At 41.6% G+C, this 17385-nt stretch carries 20 protein-coding genes; 12 read left to right on the forward strand and 8 right to left on the reverse strand.

The genetic code is table 11. The features are described 5' to 3' along the window. Positions 1-19: 19 nt before the first annotated feature. Complete coding sequence (locus tag LCL89_RS14720; RefSeq protein WP_224810725.1) at positions 20-1159, forward strand: DEAD/DEAH box helicase; 1140 nt, start codon at positions 20-22, stop codon at positions 1157-1159. Positions 1160-1239: 80 nt separating this feature from the next. Continuing rightward, on the forward strand, positions 1240-1956 hold the full coding sequence (locus LCL89_RS14725) for a CAP domain-containing protein (protein WP_224810726.1): 717 nt from the start codon (positions 1240-1242) through the stop codon (positions 1954-1956). Between the two features lie 51 nt (positions 1957-2007). On the opposite strand, the gene LCL89_RS14730 is transcribed toward LCL89_RS14725, so the two are convergent. Next, positions 2008-2640: a hypothetical protein gene (locus LCL89_RS14730; RefSeq protein ID WP_224810727.1), complete on the reverse strand. Its 633-nt coding sequence runs from the start codon at positions 2638-2640 to the stop codon at positions 2008-2010. Between the two features lie 147 nt (positions 2641-2787). On the opposite strand from LCL89_RS14730, the gene LCL89_RS14735 reads away from it, so the two are divergent. Then, positions 2788-4191: an amidase gene (locus LCL89_RS14735; protein WP_224810728.1), complete on the forward strand. Its 1404-nt coding sequence runs from the start codon at positions 2788-2790 to the stop codon at positions 4189-4191. An 80-nt stretch (positions 4192-4271) separates the two neighbouring features. Continuing rightward, on the forward strand, positions 4272-4742 hold the full coding sequence (locus LCL89_RS14740) for an NUDIX hydrolase (protein ID WP_263620737.1): 471 nt from the start codon (positions 4272-4274) through the stop codon (positions 4740-4742). Positions 4743-4905: 163 nt separating this feature from the next. On the opposite strand, the gene LCL89_RS14745 is transcribed toward LCL89_RS14740, so the two are convergent. Continuing rightward, positions 4906-5025 (reverse strand): putative holin-like toxin, encoded by a 120-nt coding sequence (locus tag LCL89_RS14745; protein WP_318245632.1) that lies wholly within the window; start codon positions 5023-5025, stop codon positions 4906-4908. A gap of 219 nt (positions 5026-5244) precedes the next feature. Between LCL89_RS14745 and LCL89_RS14750 the strand changes: the two genes are divergently transcribed. The 3 genes from LCL89_RS14750 to LCL89_RS14760 all read left to right on the forward strand — a co-directional run bounded on the left by LCL89_RS14750 (position 5245) and on the right by LCL89_RS14760 (position 8075). Next, a complete protein-coding gene (locus LCL89_RS14750; protein ID WP_224810730.1) occupies positions 5245-6417 on the forward strand; it encodes an MFS transporter in 1173 nt (390 codons plus the stop codon). A 143-nt stretch (positions 6418-6560) separates the two neighbouring features. Next, positions 6561-6956, forward strand: coding sequence for a GntR family transcriptional regulator (locus LCL89_RS14755; protein ID WP_224810731.1), 396 nt, complete (start codon positions 6561-6563; stop codon positions 6954-6956). 3 nt (positions 6957-6959) lie between these two features. After that, on the forward strand, positions 6960-8075 hold the full coding sequence (locus tag LCL89_RS14760) for a DUF1648 domain-containing protein (RefSeq protein ID WP_224810732.1): 1116 nt from the start codon (positions 6960-6962) through the stop codon (positions 8073-8075). A gap of 241 nt (positions 8076-8316) precedes the next feature. Here LCL89_RS14760 and LCL89_RS14765 read toward each other — a convergent pair whose 3' ends face one another. The 3 genes from LCL89_RS14765 to LCL89_RS14775 all read right to left on the reverse strand — a co-directional run bounded on the left by LCL89_RS14765 (position 8317) and on the right by LCL89_RS14775 (position 11073). Beyond that, entirely contained in the window at positions 8317-9039 is a 723-nt protein-coding gene (locus LCL89_RS14765; RefSeq protein ID WP_224810733.1) for a Bax inhibitor-1/YccA family protein, read from the reverse strand. 80 nt (positions 9040-9119) lie between these two features. Next, complete coding sequence (locus LCL89_RS14770; RefSeq protein WP_197317044.1) at positions 9120-9740, reverse strand: response regulator; 621 nt, start codon at positions 9738-9740, stop codon at positions 9120-9122. Beyond that, positions 9721-11073 carry a sensor histidine kinase gene (locus LCL89_RS14775; RefSeq protein WP_224810734.1) on the reverse strand — a complete coding sequence of 451 codons (1353 nt, stop codon included), beginning with the start codon at positions 11071-11073 and terminating at the stop codon, positions 9721-9723. Before LCL89_RS14775 ends, LCL89_RS14770 begins: the two co-directional genes overlap by 20 nt. Positions 11074-11344: 271 nt before the next feature. Between LCL89_RS14775 and LCL89_RS14780 the strand changes: the two genes are divergently transcribed. The 3 genes from LCL89_RS14780 to LCL89_RS14790 are packed head-to-tail and all read left to right on the forward strand — an operon-like array spanning position 11345 to position 14075. After that, positions 11345-11950 (forward strand): anthranilate synthase component II, encoded by a 606-nt coding sequence (locus tag LCL89_RS14780; RefSeq protein ID WP_224810735.1) that lies wholly within the window; start codon positions 11345-11347, stop codon positions 11948-11950. After that, on the forward strand, positions 11947-13698 hold the full coding sequence (pabB, locus tag LCL89_RS14785) for an aminodeoxychorismate synthase component I (RefSeq protein ID WP_224810736.1): 1752 nt from the start codon (positions 11947-11949) through the stop codon (positions 13696-13698). The genes LCL89_RS14780 and pabB overlap by 4 nt, the downstream gene beginning before the upstream one ends. Positions 13699-13703: 5 nt before the next feature. Further along, the gene (locus tag LCL89_RS14790) at positions 13704-14075 is read left to right on the forward strand and encodes a thiol-disulfide oxidoreductase DCC family protein (RefSeq protein ID WP_224810737.1); all 372 of its coding nucleotides are present in this window, start codon (positions 13704-13706) and stop codon (positions 14073-14075) included. Positions 14076-14101: 26 nt separating this feature from the next. On the opposite strand, the gene LCL89_RS14795 is transcribed toward LCL89_RS14790, so the two are convergent. Continuing rightward, positions 14102-14263, reverse strand: coding sequence for a hypothetical protein (locus LCL89_RS14795; protein WP_224810738.1), 162 nt, complete (start codon positions 14261-14263; stop codon positions 14102-14104). Positions 14264-14359: 96 nt separating this feature from the next. Continuing rightward, on the reverse strand, positions 14360-15373 hold the full coding sequence (locus LCL89_RS14800) for an NADP-dependent oxidoreductase (protein ID WP_404813436.1): 1014 nt from the start codon (positions 15371-15373) through the stop codon (positions 14360-14362). Between the two features lie 111 nt (positions 15374-15484). On the opposite strand from LCL89_RS14800, the gene LCL89_RS14805 reads away from it, so the two are divergent. Both LCL89_RS14805 and LCL89_RS14810 read left to right on the forward strand, forming a co-directional pair. Continuing rightward, a complete protein-coding gene (locus LCL89_RS14805) occupies positions 15485-16252 on the forward strand; it encodes a GNAT family N-acetyltransferase (RefSeq protein ID WP_224810740.1) in 768 nt (255 codons plus the stop codon). Beyond that, positions 16218-16925 carry an alpha/beta fold hydrolase gene (locus tag LCL89_RS14810; RefSeq protein WP_224810741.1) on the forward strand — a complete coding sequence of 236 codons (708 nt, stop codon included), beginning with the start codon at positions 16218-16220 and terminating at the stop codon, positions 16923-16925. Before LCL89_RS14805 ends, LCL89_RS14810 begins: the two co-directional genes overlap by 35 nt. A gap of 87 nt (positions 16926-17012) precedes the next feature. On the opposite strand, the gene LCL89_RS14815 is transcribed toward LCL89_RS14810, so the two are convergent. Beyond that, positions 17013-17381, reverse strand: coding sequence for a DUF779 domain-containing protein (locus LCL89_RS14815; protein ID WP_197317053.1), 369 nt, complete (start codon positions 17379-17381; stop codon positions 17013-17015). Positions 17382-17385: the final 4 nt, after the last annotated feature.

Consider the following 17385-nt stretch of genomic DNA (forward strand, 5'->3'; position numbering starts at 1 on the left):
AGGAAAGGGAATGAAACGAATGAATGAAGATACACAACAATGGCTGGAAGACTTACCTTCTTTTCTAAGTGAGGCTTGGAAGAATGCAGAATTCACGTCATTGACCACAGTACAAGATGAAGCGATCCCTCACATCACGCGAGGAGCGGATGTACTTGCTGAAGCACCGACGGGCAGTGGGAAGACGCTGGCTTATTTACTTCCGCTGCTTAAAGAAGTAGATCCTGATTCGAAGCGGACACAGGTGCTGATTCTGGCATCCTCTCATGAGTTAGTCATGCAGCTGCATCAGGAAATCCTGGACTGGACTCAGGGAAGCGGTATTAAGAGTACAGCTTTGATTGGCGGAGCGAATATCAAACGCCAAATGGAAAAGTTGAAGAAAAAACCTCAAGTCATCGTCGGAACTCCTGGTCGCGTTTATGAACTGATGAAAAAGAAAAAAGTCAAAGCCCATGAGTTACGGACAGTCGTTATGGATGAAGCCGATCAGCTTCTCATCCCTGAACATTTGGATGTTGTCCGCGGAATTTTAAGCAGTACGTTGAAAGAGTGTCAAAAGCTTATGTTCTCTGCGACTTTGCCGGAAGAGGTTTTAGACCTTGCTCATGATTTCATGGATGAAGAGGCAGAAGTGATCCGGATCGAGAAAGAAGTCGAAAAGCCGGATGTAGACCATACGTATATTGTCAGCGAAGATAGAGATAAATTAGAAACGTTAAGAAAACTGGCGCGGATGGAAGGATTCAAAGGGCTGGCATTCATGGGAGATATTACGAAATTGAATGTATTTGCTGAAAAGTTGGCGTATCAAAATTTAGATATCGGTCTTTTGCATAGTGATGCAGATAAGCAGCAGCGGGCGAAGGCAATTCGAGAGTTCCGAAAAGGAGAATTTCCATTGTTGATGGCAACCGATGTAGCTGCAAGAGGAATAGATATGAAAGATATTAACTATATTGTCAACTTGGATATGCCGAAGAGCATCAGTGCTTACATCCACCGGGCAGGGCGTACTGGAAGGTTGGGAGCTACTGAAGGAACGGTTGTTTCTTTAGTGAATCCTGTTGAGGAGAAACGCTTGAAAAAATATGCTCGTGAATTAGACTTGAATTTATTAGAGAAGAAAATGTATAAGGGGCAGCTCCAGGACGCTTAAATCTTTTCCTGAGCATGCTTAAAGAGATGGTTCGTGTGGAAAGATGGATGATAGACACCTTAGAGTAAGGAGTGGCTGCTATGATTAAGAAATTCATCATTCTCATCATAACCATAGGCGCGGCAATTTATTTATGGAATGGAACAGATGCCAAAAAGTGGATGAAAAGTCCCGCAGATCAGTTCCAGCAATTCACTCAGCAAATACAAACATGGATGGACAAAAACGATATCGATCACACGAGTCCACTTTTGGAGAGGTTGAAGCAGTATTTTAATACAGGAGAAATCCCTTTAATAGAACTGGAAAAGGGAGGCGTGGAAGTTCCTGCTGACTCAAAATCGACCGGCTCCAATGATAAAGTGGGTAAAAATGATAAGGAAATGTCAATTGAAGAAGATTCACTATCTGATTATGAGCAAGAGGTTGTGTCTTTGGTGAACGAAGAGCGTTCTCAAGAAGGATTGGCTCCACTGGAAGCTCATGAGAGATTGAGTGGATTAGCGAGGTTGAAATCCAGAGATATGGCTGAGCACGGTTACTTCAGCCACACCTCACCTAACTATGGCTCTCCTTTTGAAATGATGAATCAATATGATTTTGAATATCGCGCAGCAGGTGAAAATATAGCAGCAGGTCAACGTACGCCTGAAGAAGTCGTGGAAGGCTGGATGAACAGCGAAGGTCATCGCGAGAATATATTAAATAAAAACTTCACTCATATTGGTGTCGGATATATTGAAGATTCAGGATCATATGGAACTTACTGGACCCAATTGTTCATGACACCACGATAAAACCTCTCAACTTATAGTTGAGAGGTTTTTTAGACTTTGGGTCAGGGGCTCTTAATAGGAGCTCTTTTGTTTTGAAAGGGGTTCGACCATCCCTTTGACCGTTCTTGTATCAATGTGAGATTCGTCATGAGACCAATGTTTAATCAGTACATACAACGAAATGAGCAGAACAGTAAGACCCATGGTCATAAAACCGAAGGTGGGTTTTACCTGATAATAATAAGAGGTACCTTCATGATATAGAAAAAATAGTATGCATGTAATCAGAATGTATATAAAGCGGTGGAAATAAGGCCTGTTTTTGTAAAAACGACATTTGATCAGCAGAGGAATCCAATAGATGAATGATGAAATTAAAAGTAAAGGGAAGTGGATGAAATAGGCAAAGTCTCTTGAAATCATAAGTGCTAAATCATAGCTGATTAAACCTCCAAACAGGAAAGAAAGAGTGTGGATTGTCAAAGGGGCGTTTTTTCCGACCGCCCATCGGTAACGTTTATGGAACCAGAGTTGAGATTGGTTGGCGTATAACACCCATAGGGGAGCTAAGATGAAAGCGGTAAATAATCGTATAATGTCAATGAAATGATGGTGGAGGTTGGAATGGAGTAATATGAATGCAACGATGGCCAGCAGGGAAGAGAACACTATTTTTGCTGTAGATCGGGTGAATTTAATGGGCACTGAGATCAGCTCCTTAAACCTTTGCTTTAACTTTCCCGTTGGAGCTGGAAATAAACACTTTTATATTATATAGAATTGTATTTTTATTACAGCTTAAAACTTGATTTGTTATAGTACTTATAAAGTAGTGAAAAGGGAGGCAGCATTATGGAAATCAAGGAACTACACCAGTACGATGGTACAGCTGTCAGACAAATGTTATATCGCAATGAATTAAAAGAAGAAGAAGTGATGAAGCATTATCAAGCCGTCATTGATAGGAAAAACCCCGAACTCAATGCGGTTGTACATAAGACATACGAAGAAGTGAATCACTTGAACGAAAGAACGGGTCCATTAAAAGGGCTGCCTTTTCTGGTTAAGGACCTGAATTCAATGAAAGATCAGCCGATGAGTCTCGGTTCTAAAGTGATGGAAGGTTTTAAAGCAGGTTTTGATGATGTCATCGTGCAGCGTTATAAACGTGCCGGTTTGACGATTTTAGGAAAGACGAATACTCCTGAGTTTGGGTTTACCCCTGCAACGGAATCCATGTACCTCGGTTATACCAAGAATCCATGGAACAAAGACTACTCCCCGGGAGGTTCCAGCGGAGGTGCCGCTGCAGCTGTAGCGGCAGGGATGGCTCCCTTTGCTCACGCCAGTGATGGTGGAGGATCAATTCGTATTCCAGCATCATGCTGCGGGCTTTTTGGATTGAAGCCGACACGGGGGCGGACGCCTTTTTCCATCAAGTTGAACAGTTTAGCTGTGAGCCATGCAGTAACAAGGTCTGTGAGGGACAGTGCAGTATTATTGGACGTACTTCAAGGACCACAGGTGGGGGATTTATTTGCCACACCTGTAAGCGATACGCCATATACAGGCATTGACCACTATTCTCTGCAACCTTTGAAAATTGCTTATTTGGCTGACTTCGGAGAATTGATGGAGATAGATGAAGATGTTCAAAAAGCCGTTCAGTCAACGGCAGAGCTTTGTGAATCGCTGGGACACCATGTTGAAATCGCCTATCCTGATTTTGATCTACATCGATTTATGGAGGCGTTCGTAACCGTATGGGTGGTAGGTGGAGCGTTAGCTGTCAAAGAAGCTTCACGGATGAATGGAAAAGAACCTTCTTCTGAAAACTTGGAAAAAATGCTGTATACACTTGTACAAAAAGGGACTGCTTATACAGCGATGGAATATGAAAAAGCCAGAGTTTTCTTAGGAGAAGAAAGTGTGAAAGTACACCGATTTTTCGAAAAATACGATGTGTTGTTAACCCCGGTTACTTCCAAGCCTTCCTTGCCACTGGGCTGTTACAACGGTGAAGAAAAGACAATCGATGAGATTTTGGCAGTATCTGAGCAATACGCTCATTTATCTCCAGTCGCCAATGTGACAGGACAGCCAGCAATGAGTGTACCTCTGTATTGGAACAAAGAAAACCTGCCGATTGGATCTCACTTCATGGGAAAATTCGGGGACGAATCTACATTGTTGAAATTAGCCGCTCAGCTTGAGGAAGCACGACCATGGTGGCATCGTTATAAAGAAATACAGTAAACATTCCTCAAGGATTCTAAATGATGAGTGGGTTTTTAATCTGCTGGAAATTACATGATAGAGAGAGGAAAAAGGAGGTTATGAAAGTGGATTATATTCATTATCTGCGGTCAATGGTGGGTAAAGAAAAAGTCATCATGACGGTTTGTGGAGCATTCGTCTTAGAAGAGAAAGACCGTTTACTTCTTCAACTTCGCTCGGATACGAACACGTGGGGACTGCCCGGTGGATTCATGGAAATGGATGAGAAAGTAGAAGAAGCTGCTAGAAGAGAAACAAAAGAAGAAACAGGGATTGAATTGGGAAATATGAGCCTGTTCGGTATCTATTCAGGGCCCCGATTACATAAGACGTTCCCTAATGGAGATCAAGTCGCACTTGTGCAAATCCTATTTACATGCCGCGACTTCTCGGGGAATCTTCTTTATAAGGATGAGGAAACCTTGGATGCGCAGTTCTTCCCTCTGAATGACCTTCCAAAAAATATATTCGAAAAACATCAGTGGTTCATTGATGATCTGATTCATAAACAACCGCCTGTAATCGGATAATTCTGTTTTATTTCAAAAATTGTGATACAATATAAATAGATTTGGAAAACGTTTCATAAACTTAAAAAAGGCCGCAGCACTCACTGCGGCCATTCGATAGCGGTCCTTCCTGGGATCAGCTACTCACTACAGAATAGACCTCTCCCGTTGGCAGACAGGAGGTCTATTTTTTATTGGTCATTTTCAGAACCAATGCAAGTAGAGCGATCAGGAATGTTCCGAATGAAAAAAGAATCGAAAAAACCTCATACACGCTCATTATAGGCATCACCCCCTTTCTCATTTATGAAGGGGGCAGCCGACCTCCTAAGAAACCGCTATCTATTTGATATTGTATCACAGGAATCAAAGTTCACATGTAGATAAAAGTAAAAATGTTCCAATGAATATTTTTTTTGATATAAAAAAACGTTTACATAATAAATCTTCGTTTTACTCAAAAGACTGCAGGGTATCTCCTGAAAATGCAATAGATTTTAACTATCATCCAGGAGGTATCATCATGTCAAAAGGAAAAAGCATTCATGCTCTCGTCATACTCATGTTTACACAATTCATCTCTGGCGGAGTTACGAATACAAAAGGAATTGTGCTCGATCAAGTAGAAAAAGATTTAGGACTTGATATGAGTCAGTTCGGTCTTGTCGTACTCATATTTCAGTTAGGGTTTACTCTCGCAAGCGTAGTTATTGGATATTATACCGATAAAAAAGGGTTACGGATCATGACCATCATAGGCGCACTTATTATGGGAATAGGATTTTTCGGAACAGGGATAGCTCCGAATATCACGTTCTTCTTAGGATTTTACATGATTGTAGGGTTCGGTCTTGGTTCGTTAGGCGTAGCATCCAATGCGATCGTACCTGCCGCATATCCAGAAAGGCAGAATCAAATGTTCAACCTGGCAATGGGTGTTTATGGCTTAGGAATGGTCCTCTTTCCACAGTTCCTTAACTATATGTTCCAATTTGCCTCCTGGCGATATTTTTATATAGGAATCGCAGCTAGTTTAATCGTAGTGATCATTTATATTACTGCTGTTGCTTTTCCATCAGGTAAAGCGGAGAAAATTGACCTGAAATCTTTCATTCCGATGTTGAAAGATGCTCAATTCGTGTTCTTGATGGCATTCTTGGTTTTTGAAGTATCAGCAGAGGTTTCCTTTACAAACTTTTTCCCAACCTACTTGAAATCGTTGGATTTAGGCGGGCTTTCAACAGCTGAAAAAGAGGATATGGTAGCGACAATCCTCTCTGTCTTCTCCATCTTTTTCATGGCAGGACGGTTAGGGATTGCTTATCTGACCAATTGGATCAACGAAAGAATCATATTGATTGCTTTTTCAGCAGGATCTTTTTTAATGGTCGGAATCAGCTTTCTGTTCGCTAATGAATTTCCTTACTTATTTTCAGGGGCGGGGCTGTTCTTCTCAACCTTATTCCCTACGGCAACAGCATTCGGAACTCAAATTTCCAAAAATAGTGGATCGGCTCTCGGCCTTATTTATATTGCCGCAGGAATCGGCGGAGGTATTGCAGGTTACATTGTAGGGCTGGCATCAGAAATCTTTGGTCAAGCCGGAGGATTCAGTATCGTCATTCTGTTTCTATTGTTGATGCTGATTACTTCGTTCTTCATGAATTCAAACAAATCAAAACAGGCAGAAGCGTAAATGATTTTAAACCCCACCTGGTCTTCCAGGTGGGGTTTTTTATGATCAGTTTTAATGAATTCTTCCGGTCTAAAGAAAAAACGTGTCATATAGTTATAGCTGTTATATTATATATATAACAGAAAAGTGGAAGTGGGTGGGTTATGTTTATAGAAATTGACCTGGAATCAAAGGACCCTTTATATGCTCAATTAAAAAATCAAATCGTTGCCGGCATAGCCCGTGGGGATTTGACTCCTGGCGAATCACTTCCTTCCGTGAGAGCCTTGGGCGCAGACTTGGGTATAAACCTGCATACAGTCAATAAAGCTTATCGGCAGTTGGAGCAGGAAGGTTTCATATTGATACAGCGGCAAAAAGGAGTGTTCATTCATCCAGAAGGAGTCGCTCCGGCAGATGAAGAATACAAAAACCTTTTAAAAAAGCAGCTGCATCCTCTGATAGCGGACAGCGTGTGCAGGAGTATGAGTGAAGAAGAATTTGTGAATCTATCAAGAGAATTGTTCCGTGAATTTGCGAATAGAGAGGGCGGAGAATAAAAAATGGGTTCTACATTCATGGTTTTGATGTTTTTGGTAGTTCTATGTCCTGTATTCTTGTCCGCAATCATGATGCCATCCTGGACAAGAAAAACGGAGAGTTTTGGAATTTCAGTTCCGGAACAAATTTATGATCGATCAGATGTGAAGAAAATGAGGCTTACCTACACAAAATGGATGAGTATATTAAGTTTAGGGATCACAGCTTTATTTATAGCCCTAATCTTAATCTCTCGAGAAAGCGAAGAGGTTTTCAGCATCTTGTTCAGTGGCATTGTTCTATTGTTTTTTCTGCTCTGGTTTTGGGTCTATCTCATCTTTCATAGAAAAATGAAGCAGATGAAAAGAGAAGAAAGGTGGGAGGAACAATCCACGGCCCGTGTGATTATTGATACGAATTTCAGAAACGGAAAACTGACTTATTCGAATCTATGGTACATCGTTCCTTTTACGATTTCGTTTTTGACCATCATTTGCTCCTTGTACGTTTATGAGAAATTTCCCGAGCAGATGCCTATGCAGTACAACTTTGAAGGAGAAGTGACTCGCTACGCTGAAAAGTCATACCGGACAGTTCTGCTTATGCCTATCATGCAATTGTATATGACTTTTCTGTTTTTATTTATAAATATCATGATCTCAAAAGCGAAACAGCAGGTGAGCGATAATCATCCGGAAACATCGGTTTATAAAAATATGGTGTTCAGAAGAAGGTGGTCAGCGTTTCTTCTTGTTACTGGGATAGGTCTGACGCTGTTGTTCGGATTCATTCAGATATCTTTCTTAGTTGAAATATCTTCACAGGTGTTAGTAACCGTTCCACTCATCTTTTCAGCTGCGGTTACCTTTGGCGCAATCGCTCTCTCCGTCAATACCGGACAGGGGGGAAGCAGGGTAAAGACAGGGATAGGCACGGAAGGTGAGGTTATGAACCGGAAGGATGATACGTATTGGAAGCTTGGTCAATTTTATTTTAATAAAAACGATCCTACACTGGTCATTGAAAAAAGGTTCGGAATCGGCTGGACTTTCAATTTTGCCAGACCTGCCGCATGGTTGATTCTCATCGGCATCCTGCTTGCAGCCGTAGGTATTCCTTGGCTTCTAGGTGGATTTTAAAGATTAGGAATGATTTTTTTCATACAATGAGGACTATTTTCCTTCCACCCAAACTCTAATTGAAGAACGGACCGATACTGAAATTCCAGACGAGTGGACTTGTAAACTCTTGTTTGATATACCAACAACAGACTTTTACAGAGCTATCTATAAGAAAGTCCGCTGCCAATAATAATATCTAATAACAAACCCTCAGATAACACGATCTGAGGGTTTGTTTCTTTATGTGCAGTTTTTGGGGTCATCTTCTGATTTTTTGCAGTAAACGGAGAATTTCGATATACAGCCATACGAGAGTCACCATTAAACCGAATGCCCCGTACCATTCCATGTACTTCGGCGCCCCTCGTTTCACACCACTTTCTATGAAATCAAAATCCAGCACCAAATTCAATGCGGCGATCCCGACAATGAATAAGCTGATACCGATCCCAACAGGGCCGCTGGAGTGAAGGTAGGGGACCTGCATACCGAAGAACAAGTTTAGTACAAGGTTAATAACATAAACGAGCAAAATACCGAATGTAGCTGAAATAACCATCAGTCGGAAGTTTTTTGTTACCTTTATAATCCTTGTAGCATACAAAACAAGCAGGACGCCCATGACAGCCATCGTCAAGGAAGCAGCCTGGATGACTACACCTGGATAATTCATTTCACCGAATGCAGAGATTCCTCCGATGAAAAAGCCTTCTAATGCTGCGTAAATCGGAGCAGTAATCGGAGCAGCCTTCGGAATAAATGCAGTAATCAAAGCAAAAATAAGTCCACCAACAGCACCGATTAAAATCATCATGGTTACATTTACACCTTGGGAGTACTGATACCAGGTGTAAATTGCAGTCCCTAACAAGAAAACGAACAGCAAAGCGATTTTGGCTACTGTTCCGCTCAGGGTCATGGTGTCCCCTTTATGGGCGGCCTGGAATGTACTATCTTTCAAGACGGGGTTTCCCGTTCTCATCTTATCCCCTCCTGTTCATCTTTCTCTTTCATCTTATTCCACATATGGACTTGCTAAAACAAATAAAAAGAGGAGGAGACTTAATGTGTGTACCACTTGTACAGTTTCTTCGGTCGTCCGATTTTCTGGTGACTGACCACCTGCTTCACTTTACCTTCTTCAAGCAAATGCATGATATATCGATATACAGTCGGGTAGGCAAGCCCCACCTTTTTTGAAATCACATCTACGGACGTCGGTTCTCGATACCCTTTCAAAAATTGGGCCACGGATTGAAGTGTTCCTTTACTGATCCCTTTAGCGGTGAAAACATCTTCGTCTTCTTCTTGTACGTTCTTCATGTTGGCGATTTGTGCATGTAATTTTATGCGGGAAATCAAATCCGGTGCTTTTACTGGTTTCAGGGCAAAATCCGTGGCACCTTCCTCCAAAAACCGGTCTGCAATTTCCTGACGTTCATCAACGGTCAAGATAAGAAGGGGGATATGTTGATTGTGTTTTCGGATTTCTCTGACTGTCTGCAAACCGTCCATCTCAGGCATGTGATAATCAATTAATACGACATCATAGTTTTCCGACAGGAATTTTTCAACCCCTTCACGTCCGTTTTCAGCCGTATCGGATTCCCATTGAGCATGTTTGCAAAATTCAGTCAGCATAAACCTCAATGACTCATCATTATCAATAATCAATATTTTCATCGCGAACTCTCTCCTTTGGCAGGTGAATCCAGAACGTTGTCCCTTTTTCGGGCTCACTGTCAATCGATAGTTGAGCGTCATGCTCTTTGACTACATTTTTCACGAAGGTCAATCCCACTCCAGGGTGGGACTTCGTGCTGTATCCTGCATTCCATATTTTTTCGATGTTTTCTTCACTGATACCGTGTCCGTTGTCCTTGACTCCGATGAGGACCCCATCATGATCAAGTTTTGTACAAATTGTTACTTTTGCGTTTGTTTTCCCTTCAACGGCGTCACTGGCATTATCAATCAGGTTTACTAAAGCGCGGGTCATTCGGATCTTATTGATATTGATTTCAATCCGATCGTCTGCTTTCAAATCAAATTCATAGATAGTCTCTGAATCTGATAATTTATTGGCTCTTACGTATTCGATAAACGTTTTAAGTGTACACCAATTTTTCTTTTCATGGTAAAGGATCTCTGAAACCATATCACTGGTAGATTGGATGGAAGAAGAGATTTTTTCTGTATATTGAAGGATGTCCTTATCTTGCGTCTTCATTTGGATGAGGGAATTCAATCCTTCCATAAGTGACAGGGGGGTCTTCAAATCATGGACAAGGTGTAAAGCTTCTCTCCCTGATCTTGACTCGACCATATCGAGGCGGGCAATTGCCAGATCCTGTCTCATTTGTCTCTTCTGCTCTGAAACAGTCAAATAGGTTGCGAGGACGAGCGCATTGATTATGAAAACGCCACAAAACACGAGACTATAAAAGGATAATGTACCTCCGAATCCAAGTTGAGCCGCTGTTTCTTTCACTTCGGTGGAAATCGGACCACCACCGAAGCCGAAAGCACTTAAAAACAGAACGGTGTCCAGCCACTGGAAGCCGAACAGCAGTTGTATAAGAATAAATGACTTGAATAGTGGACGAAGCTGGCCTTTACCTAACAAGTGTAATATTGCAATGGACAGCAGCAATAGTAAAGCAGGCCCTCCGAAATGATAATCCATAGAATTATATCCGTTTATGATGAGGTATACGAGAGGAATCAAAACGAATGGAATTACGATTTTAAGCCATGCTTTATCGGTGTTTATACCGATTTCATCACCTAATAGTAGTGCTCCGATATAATGAGGAAGCGCCCGTACTGTGTTCAACATCACTAAAGCGAAAGCAGCCAGCATCAAAGTGCTTCCCGTTGGTTCTTCTTTCAAATCTTCCATTAATGAAGTCAGTCCTACCATTTCAGTAGTGAGCCATAACGGCATAGTGGCTCCGACTATTATTAGAGAAACTTTGATCCATATGCTCCTAGAACGCAGGAGGTTACTCCCCATAAACAATTCCACCCTTATGACGATCAATCTTTCTTACATTCTAATATAGTAAAGTGTTTTTTTCGATGCTTTTTCTTAAAGACTCTGATAATTATGGATACTATTACAAAGCTCTGAATGATAAAGAGGATAGTTTCTATTCAATGAAGTTGAAAAATTGGCTCTGCTTTTCCTAAAGGACAGGTCTTTCCACCTTATAGAAATGTGAAATTCCACTCTGTAGATTGTATAATGTATATGTTAAATATTTTTTAGATGAAGGTGCTGGATTATGATATGGATCATCGACAACTATGATTCTTTTACTTATAACTTAGTTCAATACTTTAAGCAAATTGAAGATGATGTAGTCGTATGTCAAAACGACAGGACGACTATCCAGGAAATAGAAACCAATCGCCCTGACCTGATCGTACTCTCTCCAGGGCCCGGGAACCCACAGGAAACAGGCATCAGCCGCGAAGTCATTAATCATTTCAAAGGGACAATACCCATTCTTGGGATATGCCTCGGCCACCAATTGATCGTCGATTTTTTCGGGGGTGAGGTGACTAAAGGCGAGAGGCCGATGCACGGCAAGGTCACCCCGATCCTCCATGATGGAAAGACGATTTTTAAAGGGCTTCCCGAAAAGGTGGGTGTGACCCGGTACCATTCCCTTCAAACACCCTGGAAAACTCTACCTGAGGACTTAGAGGTAAGCGCCCGAACAGAAGACGGGGTAGTGATGGCTGTCCGTCATGTAGATTTACCGATAGAAGGAATTCAATATCATCCGGAATCCATCATGACTGATTATGGTTTTGAAATGTTGAAGAATGCGTATGAAAATGCCTTAACTTATAAGGCCATACAACATCATGAGGTGTTGGTATGAACCCTTTTCTATTATTCGAGTTCAGCGACAAGGATGGAAACAAACAACCTAAGATGTTTGAAAGTCCATTAGAAGTTCTGACTGCTCATACATTGGATGAAGTAGAGAAAGTTTTTCAGCGAGCAGAACAGGCTTTGAAGGAAGGAAACTATGTCGCAGGTTATGTCTCCTATGAGGCAGCCCCTGCGTTTGACTCGGCATTTCACGTTACACCTGGGGCAGAATGGCCGCTCGTATGGTTCGGGGTATTCAATTCCCCGATATCAATAAAACGAGAAGACCAGCCGAAGAAAGCGTATAAGGTTTCGGGTTGGAAAGCTGATGGAGATTATAATCAATATCAGCAGGGGATTTATACCATTAAAGAAGCGATTGAAAAAGGGGATACGTATCAAGTTAATTATACTACGAGGCTGCAGGCGGATTTTTCCGGTGACGATTATTCTTTTTATCGGCAGCTGGCAGAGAATCAGCAATCATCCTATAGTGCCTATCTCAATATGGGAGAACATCGGCTGTTATCTGCTTCTCCTGAATTGTTTTTCCGTATCGACCAAGATACGATTACTACTAAACCCATGAAAGGTACAGCCAGGCGCGGGCGTTATTTAAATGAAGATAAAGAGCAGAAAGATAAACTGCTGGCTTCAGATAAAGAGCGTTCAGAAAACCTGATGATTGTAGATTTGTTGAGAAACGACTTAGGGAAAATTTCAATTCCAGGGACGGTGCGTGTTCCTCGTCTCTTTGAAGTCGAAACTTACCCGACGGTCCACCAGATGACATCGACCGTACAAGGGAAACTCCCGGAAGGAACAACAATGTTGGAAGTTTTTCGGGCTTTGTTTCCGTGTGGATCCATTACAGGTGCTCCCAAAGTTCGAACGATGGAGTATATCAGTCGTCTTGAGCCATCGCCGAGGGAAGTGTACTGTGGAGCAATCGGGTACATGACCCCGGAACATGAAGCGGTTTTCAATGTACCGATCCGAACGGTGATGGTTCATTCTCCAAGTGGAAAAGCCGTGTATGGCACAGGCGGCGGAATCACCTGGGATTCCACTTCAGAAGGAGAGTATGAAGAAATTCATACGAAGGCAAGGCTGCTTACTGAAAAAAGGCCTCAATTTCAGCTTCTGGAGACAATGAAATTGATAAATGGAGAAGTCCAATCATTAGACCGCCACATGAAGCGGGTCGAGCAATCAGCTATTTACTTCGACTATAAAATACAAATTGAAAAAGTTCGGGCTGAAGTGATGAAAACCGCATTAACCTATTCTGAAGGAACGTTCAAAATGCGTCTTCTAATAGCCAGGAACAATGACACGACCATCGAGGTTTCTCCTTTAGGGGAGATCTCCAGAGAGGTGGTCTGCACTTTAGCTGCTTCACCAGTAAACGAACAAAACCCATTCCTATATCATAAAACCACGCATCGGGAAGTCTATAACAAACATAGAAAAAAAGGCTTCTTTTCCACATTACTTTGGAATACGAAAGGTGAATTGACGGAGTTTACAATTGGAAATCTGGTGGTGAAGCAAAACGGAAAGTATTATACTCCTCCTGTTTCTTCAGGATTGCTCGCAGGCTCCTACCGGGAGAAGCTGCTTGAAGATGGAGTAATAGTAGAAAAAGTATTATATAAACATGAATTGAAACAGTTTGATGAAATCTGGTTCATCAACGGTTTAAGAGGTTGGTTGAAAGTCGTATTGGAAGGCAATCCATTAAAGGGGGATTAAACACTATGAAAAGACATGTCGTTTTTTATGATGCCCAGTGTCCTTTCTGCTTTTATGTAAAAAAAGTATTCCGTAAGTTTGACTGGTTTGACCAAATCAAGTGGGTATCTGTCCAAGAGGTGGAGCGGTCTGGAAAGTACCCGTACTTGGAGGGGCGTGAAACCCTTGATGAAATCCATATGCTTACCAAACAAGGGGAAATCAAACATGGATTTTACACGATCCGGACATTGTTGATTTCTTTACCGGTATTCGCCGCTTTCGGCATTCTTTTATATCTGCCTGGAGTAGAAAAATTAGGCTCCCCGCTTTATCGGTGGTTTTCAAGTCATCGTCACCAATGGTTCGGCCGTTACGATTTGCCGAGATATGCCTGAAAAAGATCTTCCAAGGGAGATCTTTTTTATTTATTCTTTTTTCGAAGCATACTAAATGCACCCAGGATGATCACGACAATGGCAATGATGAGCGAAGTCCAACTGTCATGACGGATCCCTTGGAACAATCCATTTGCTATGAAGAGTAAACAAAAGAGTAGAAATAATATCAATGATATCTTATTCATATATGGCCTTTCCTTTCTGACAATCTGATAAGCTTCACCTGTATTTTCGCATAGTTCTGCTATGAAATAAATCCCCCTCTATGAGGGGGATTTATATTAGTGAGACGGTTCAGAAACTTTAACGATTTGTTTACCCATATTGGCACCTTCAAATAATCCGAAGAATGCATCTGGAATATTTTCAAATCCTTCTGTAACGGTCTCTTCATACGTAAGTTTTCCTTCTTTCAGCCATTTCGCCAGCTGCATGAATCCTTCCTGGAAGCGATCCTGGTAGTCACCAATAGTGAATCCTTTCATCAGCGCGCTGGATTTGATTAGGTGCGTCTGCATACGTGGACCTTTATCGTTAGGTACGTTATAAGAAGAAATGGCTCCACATTGAACAATTCTAGCAAACTTATTCAGCTGTGGATAAACGGCGTCTGAAATTTCACCGCCCACATTGTCAAAGTATACATCGATACCGTTTGGACAAGCGTCTTCAAGAGCTTGATATACATTTTCGGTCTTATAATTGATTGCTTCATCAACGCCGAGTGTTTCTTTTAAGTAGGTTGTTTTTTCATCAGATCCTGCAATTCCTACAACACGGCATCCAAGGATTTTACCGATTTGGACGACTGTAGATCCTACAGCTCCTGCAGCGCCTGAAACTACAATCGTTTCTCCTTCTTTAGGGTTGCCGATATCCGTCAAACCGAAGTAAGCGGTCAATCCTGGCATGCCGAGAATACCTAAGGAAGTGGTCACAGGTCCTAGGCTGGGGTCGACTTTTCTGACACGATCCGCCTGAACCGCAGCGAATTCCTTCCAAGGAAGCATACCCGTAATGATATCTCCTTCTTCTAAATCTGAGGATTTTGACTCTACAACTTCTGCAACAGCTCCACCCTCTATCGGTTCATTCAATTGGAAAGGCTCAATGTAAGATTTTACGTTGTTCATTCTGCCGCGCATGTAAGGGTCTACAGAAACGTACAACGTTTTGACTAAGACTTCACCTTCCTGTGGAACAGGTTGTTCATTTTCTACTGTCTTAAAATGTTCATGGGTCGGTGTTCCTGTCGGTCGTTCGTTTAAATGGATTTCACGATTCATAAAAATCATACTCCTTTCTGTTTCTAATGTCATTGTAGCTTGAAATAGCCGTTAAACGAAAAGATATTGCTTACCCAAATTTTGTGTTATGCGTTACGATAAGGAAAAGGAGGGGAAGAGATGAAAGAAAACCTCTATCAAAAAGTGAAAAAGGTCGAAGGAGAAAAATTCATAACGATTGAAGATACGGAGAGCTTATCAACAGAAGAATTTTATATATTCATCAAATCTTTGCTAAAAGAGGTACCGCTTAATATAGAGCATTTAACAATTTTGTTAGGACCGGAATTTCCTAGCGAAGTAGAAGATTTTTTATCGGACAATCAATTCGAAAAGCATGATGAAACGGTTTTTTACCATTGTGACTTGAACCAAGTTCAGAATAAGGGAGGAAGTTTTGAGCTTAAATCCCTCCATAAATTATCTGAAGAGGAGTTTAAGCAGATTTGGAAAAGTTCGGCAAACGGTTCTTTAAATGCTCCAGGTTCTTTAAATATTGAGGATCAGATGGAAAGTGTGAAGAAAGAGTTAGGTGAAATGTATAAAAACACCTGTATCGCGACATTTAAGGATGGCGAAGCGATTGGTGTAGTGATGCCCCACATCGAGCCTGGAACGAAGGAAGAAGGACGATTCTTTTATTTTGGGCTGGTTCCGGAAGCGAGGGGAAAGGGAGTAAGTGTCGGATTATATAATCAAGGGCTGCAACTTTTGAAAAATGACTTTGGAGCCTCCTATAGTGTAGGAGCGACTAGTGTACATAATAAACCGATGATACGTGTGTTCGATAAGAATAAATGTACGTTGACCAAAAAAGTAAAAGTGTATAAAAAACATTTAAGGAGAGATCGGAATGATTCTTCACACGAATACGAAGGGGGAAGGTGAAATCATAATTTTTCTCCATAGCGGTCTTCAAACAGGGGATGAGGACTTCACTGATCAGGCTGAATATTTAAAAGATATGTATAAGGTTGTCAGACCTGACTTGAGAGGACATGGAAAATCTTATTGTAGTGATTTCACCAATTACTTTGAGGAATGTGCAAAGGATCTTAAAGAAACATTGGACCATTTCGGATATACTTCTGTTCATATCGCAGGGGCATCAATTGGAGCGTTGATCGGGATCTTATTTTCAAAGACTTACCCTGAGTATGTGAAGAGCTTGACCGTTTCAGGAATCTTAGCTGAAAAGCCTCACAATTGGCAGGAACTGCATCACCAAGAGGTAGCAGCACAAAGGGAAATGCTGAGAGATGAAAAAATGACCCAATACTTTAATCAGTTGCATGATTCCAACTGGAGGGAGCTCATCTACCTGGCAAGAGACGTTGGTTGGTATCCATTTATACATACAGAAAACTTTGACGCCATAAAGTCGGTACCGGTTCTGTATATAGCCGGGGAAGGGAATGTGGCCGAGGTTGAGGGAGCAGCAAAATACGCGCAGGGAGAAAATGTCCATGTTTCGATTCTTCCTTTTGCAGGTCATTTAGTACATCATGATCAGCCTGAATTGTATACGACGGTAGTTGAAAAATTTCTGAGTCGGTTATAAAAGAAAGATGAAGCGATTATCGGTATCCCTTTACGATTAAATGGAGTAAAAAAACAAACCCTTGCTGAAGAAGCAAGGGTTTGTTTTTTATAGATTTCCAGAGGCTTGTAATTCTTTATATTCGTCTTGTGAGAAAGCACGTGATCTGCTTAGGAATCTTTTTCCTTCTACACCTTCGAGTGAAAACATACCACCACGACCGTCGACCACATCGATGATCAGCTGGGTGTGCTTCCAGTACTCATATTGTTTCTTATTGATATAGAACGGTGTCCCACCAATTTCACCTAATAGGACATCCTGATTTCCGACGAGCAGATCACCCTCTTGATAACACATCGGGGAGCTTCCGTCACAACAACCACCCGATTGGTGAAACATCAAAGGACCGTGTTTCTCTTTCAACGTTTCAATCAACTCTAAAGCATCATCAGTAGCTGTGACACGTTCCACCATGTAA

Source organism: Halobacillus yeomjeoni, assembly GCF_020171525.1.
GTDB lineage: Bacteria > Bacillota > Bacilli > Bacillales > Halobacillaceae > Halobacillus > Halobacillus yeomjeoni.

Excerpts from the sequence above, each read along its gene's own strand:
- LCL89_RS14800 (WP_404813436.1), bottom strand. The coding sequence starts at position 15,373 with ATGATTTTTATGAATCGTGAAATCCATTTAAACGAACGACCGACAGGA.
- LCL89_RS14750 (WP_224810730.1), top strand. The coding sequence starts at position 5,245 with ATGTCAAAAGGAAAAAGCATTCATGCTCTCGTCATACTCATGTTTACA.
- LCL89_RS14815 (WP_197317053.1), bottom strand. The coding sequence starts at position 17,381 with ATGGTGGAACGTGTCACAGCTACTGATGATGCTTTAGAGTTGATTGAA.
- LCL89_RS14790 (WP_224810737.1), top strand. The coding sequence starts at position 13,704 with ATGAAAAGACATGTCGTTTTTTATGATGCCCAGTGTCCTTTCTGCTTT.
- LCL89_RS14805 (WP_224810740.1), top strand. The coding sequence starts at position 15,485 with ATGAAAGAAAACCTCTATCAAAAAGTGAAAAAGGTCGAAGGAGAAAAA.
- LCL89_RS14775 (WP_224810734.1), bottom strand. The coding sequence starts at position 11,073 with ATGGGGAGTAACCTCCTGCGTTCTAGGAGCATATGGATCAAAGTTTCT.
- LCL89_RS14770 (WP_197317044.1), bottom strand. The coding sequence starts at position 9,740 with ATGAAAATATTGATTATTGATAATGATGAGTCATTGAGGTTTATGCTG.
- LCL89_RS14745 (WP_318245632.1), bottom strand. The coding sequence starts at position 5,025 with ATGAGAAAGGGGGTGATGCCTATAATGAGCGTGTATGAGGTTTTTTCG.
- LCL89_RS14720 (WP_224810725.1), top strand. The coding sequence starts at position 20 with ATGAATGAAGATACACAACAATGGCTGGAAGACTTACCTTCTTTTCTA.
- LCL89_RS14810 (WP_224810741.1), top strand. The coding sequence starts at position 16,218 with ATGATTCTTCACACGAATACGAAGGGGGAAGGTGAAATCATAATTTTT.
- LCL89_RS14780 (WP_224810735.1), top strand. The coding sequence starts at position 11,345 with ATGATATGGATCATCGACAACTATGATTCTTTTACTTATAACTTAGTT.
- LCL89_RS14725 (WP_224810726.1), top strand. The coding sequence starts at position 1,240 with ATGATTAAGAAATTCATCATTCTCATCATAACCATAGGCGCGGCAATT.
- LCL89_RS14765 (WP_224810733.1), bottom strand. The coding sequence starts at position 9,039 with ATGAGAACGGGAAACCCCGTCTTGAAAGATAGTACATTCCAGGCCGCC.
- pabB (WP_224810736.1), top strand. The coding sequence starts at position 11,947 with ATGAACCCTTTTCTATTATTCGAGTTCAGCGACAAGGATGGAAACAAA.
- LCL89_RS14740 (WP_263620737.1), top strand. The coding sequence starts at position 4,272 with ATGAAAGTGGATTATATTCATTATCTGCGGTCAATGGTGGGTAAAGAA.
- LCL89_RS14795 (WP_224810738.1), bottom strand. The coding sequence starts at position 14,263 with ATGAATAAGATATCATTGATATTATTTCTACTCTTTTGTTTACTCTTC.
- LCL89_RS14760 (WP_224810732.1), top strand. The coding sequence starts at position 6,960 with ATGGGTTCTACATTCATGGTTTTGATGTTTTTGGTAGTTCTATGTCCT.
- LCL89_RS14755 (WP_224810731.1), top strand. The coding sequence starts at position 6,561 with ATGTTTATAGAAATTGACCTGGAATCAAAGGACCCTTTATATGCTCAA.
- LCL89_RS14735 (WP_224810728.1), top strand. The coding sequence starts at position 2,788 with ATGGAAATCAAGGAACTACACCAGTACGATGGTACAGCTGTCAGACAA.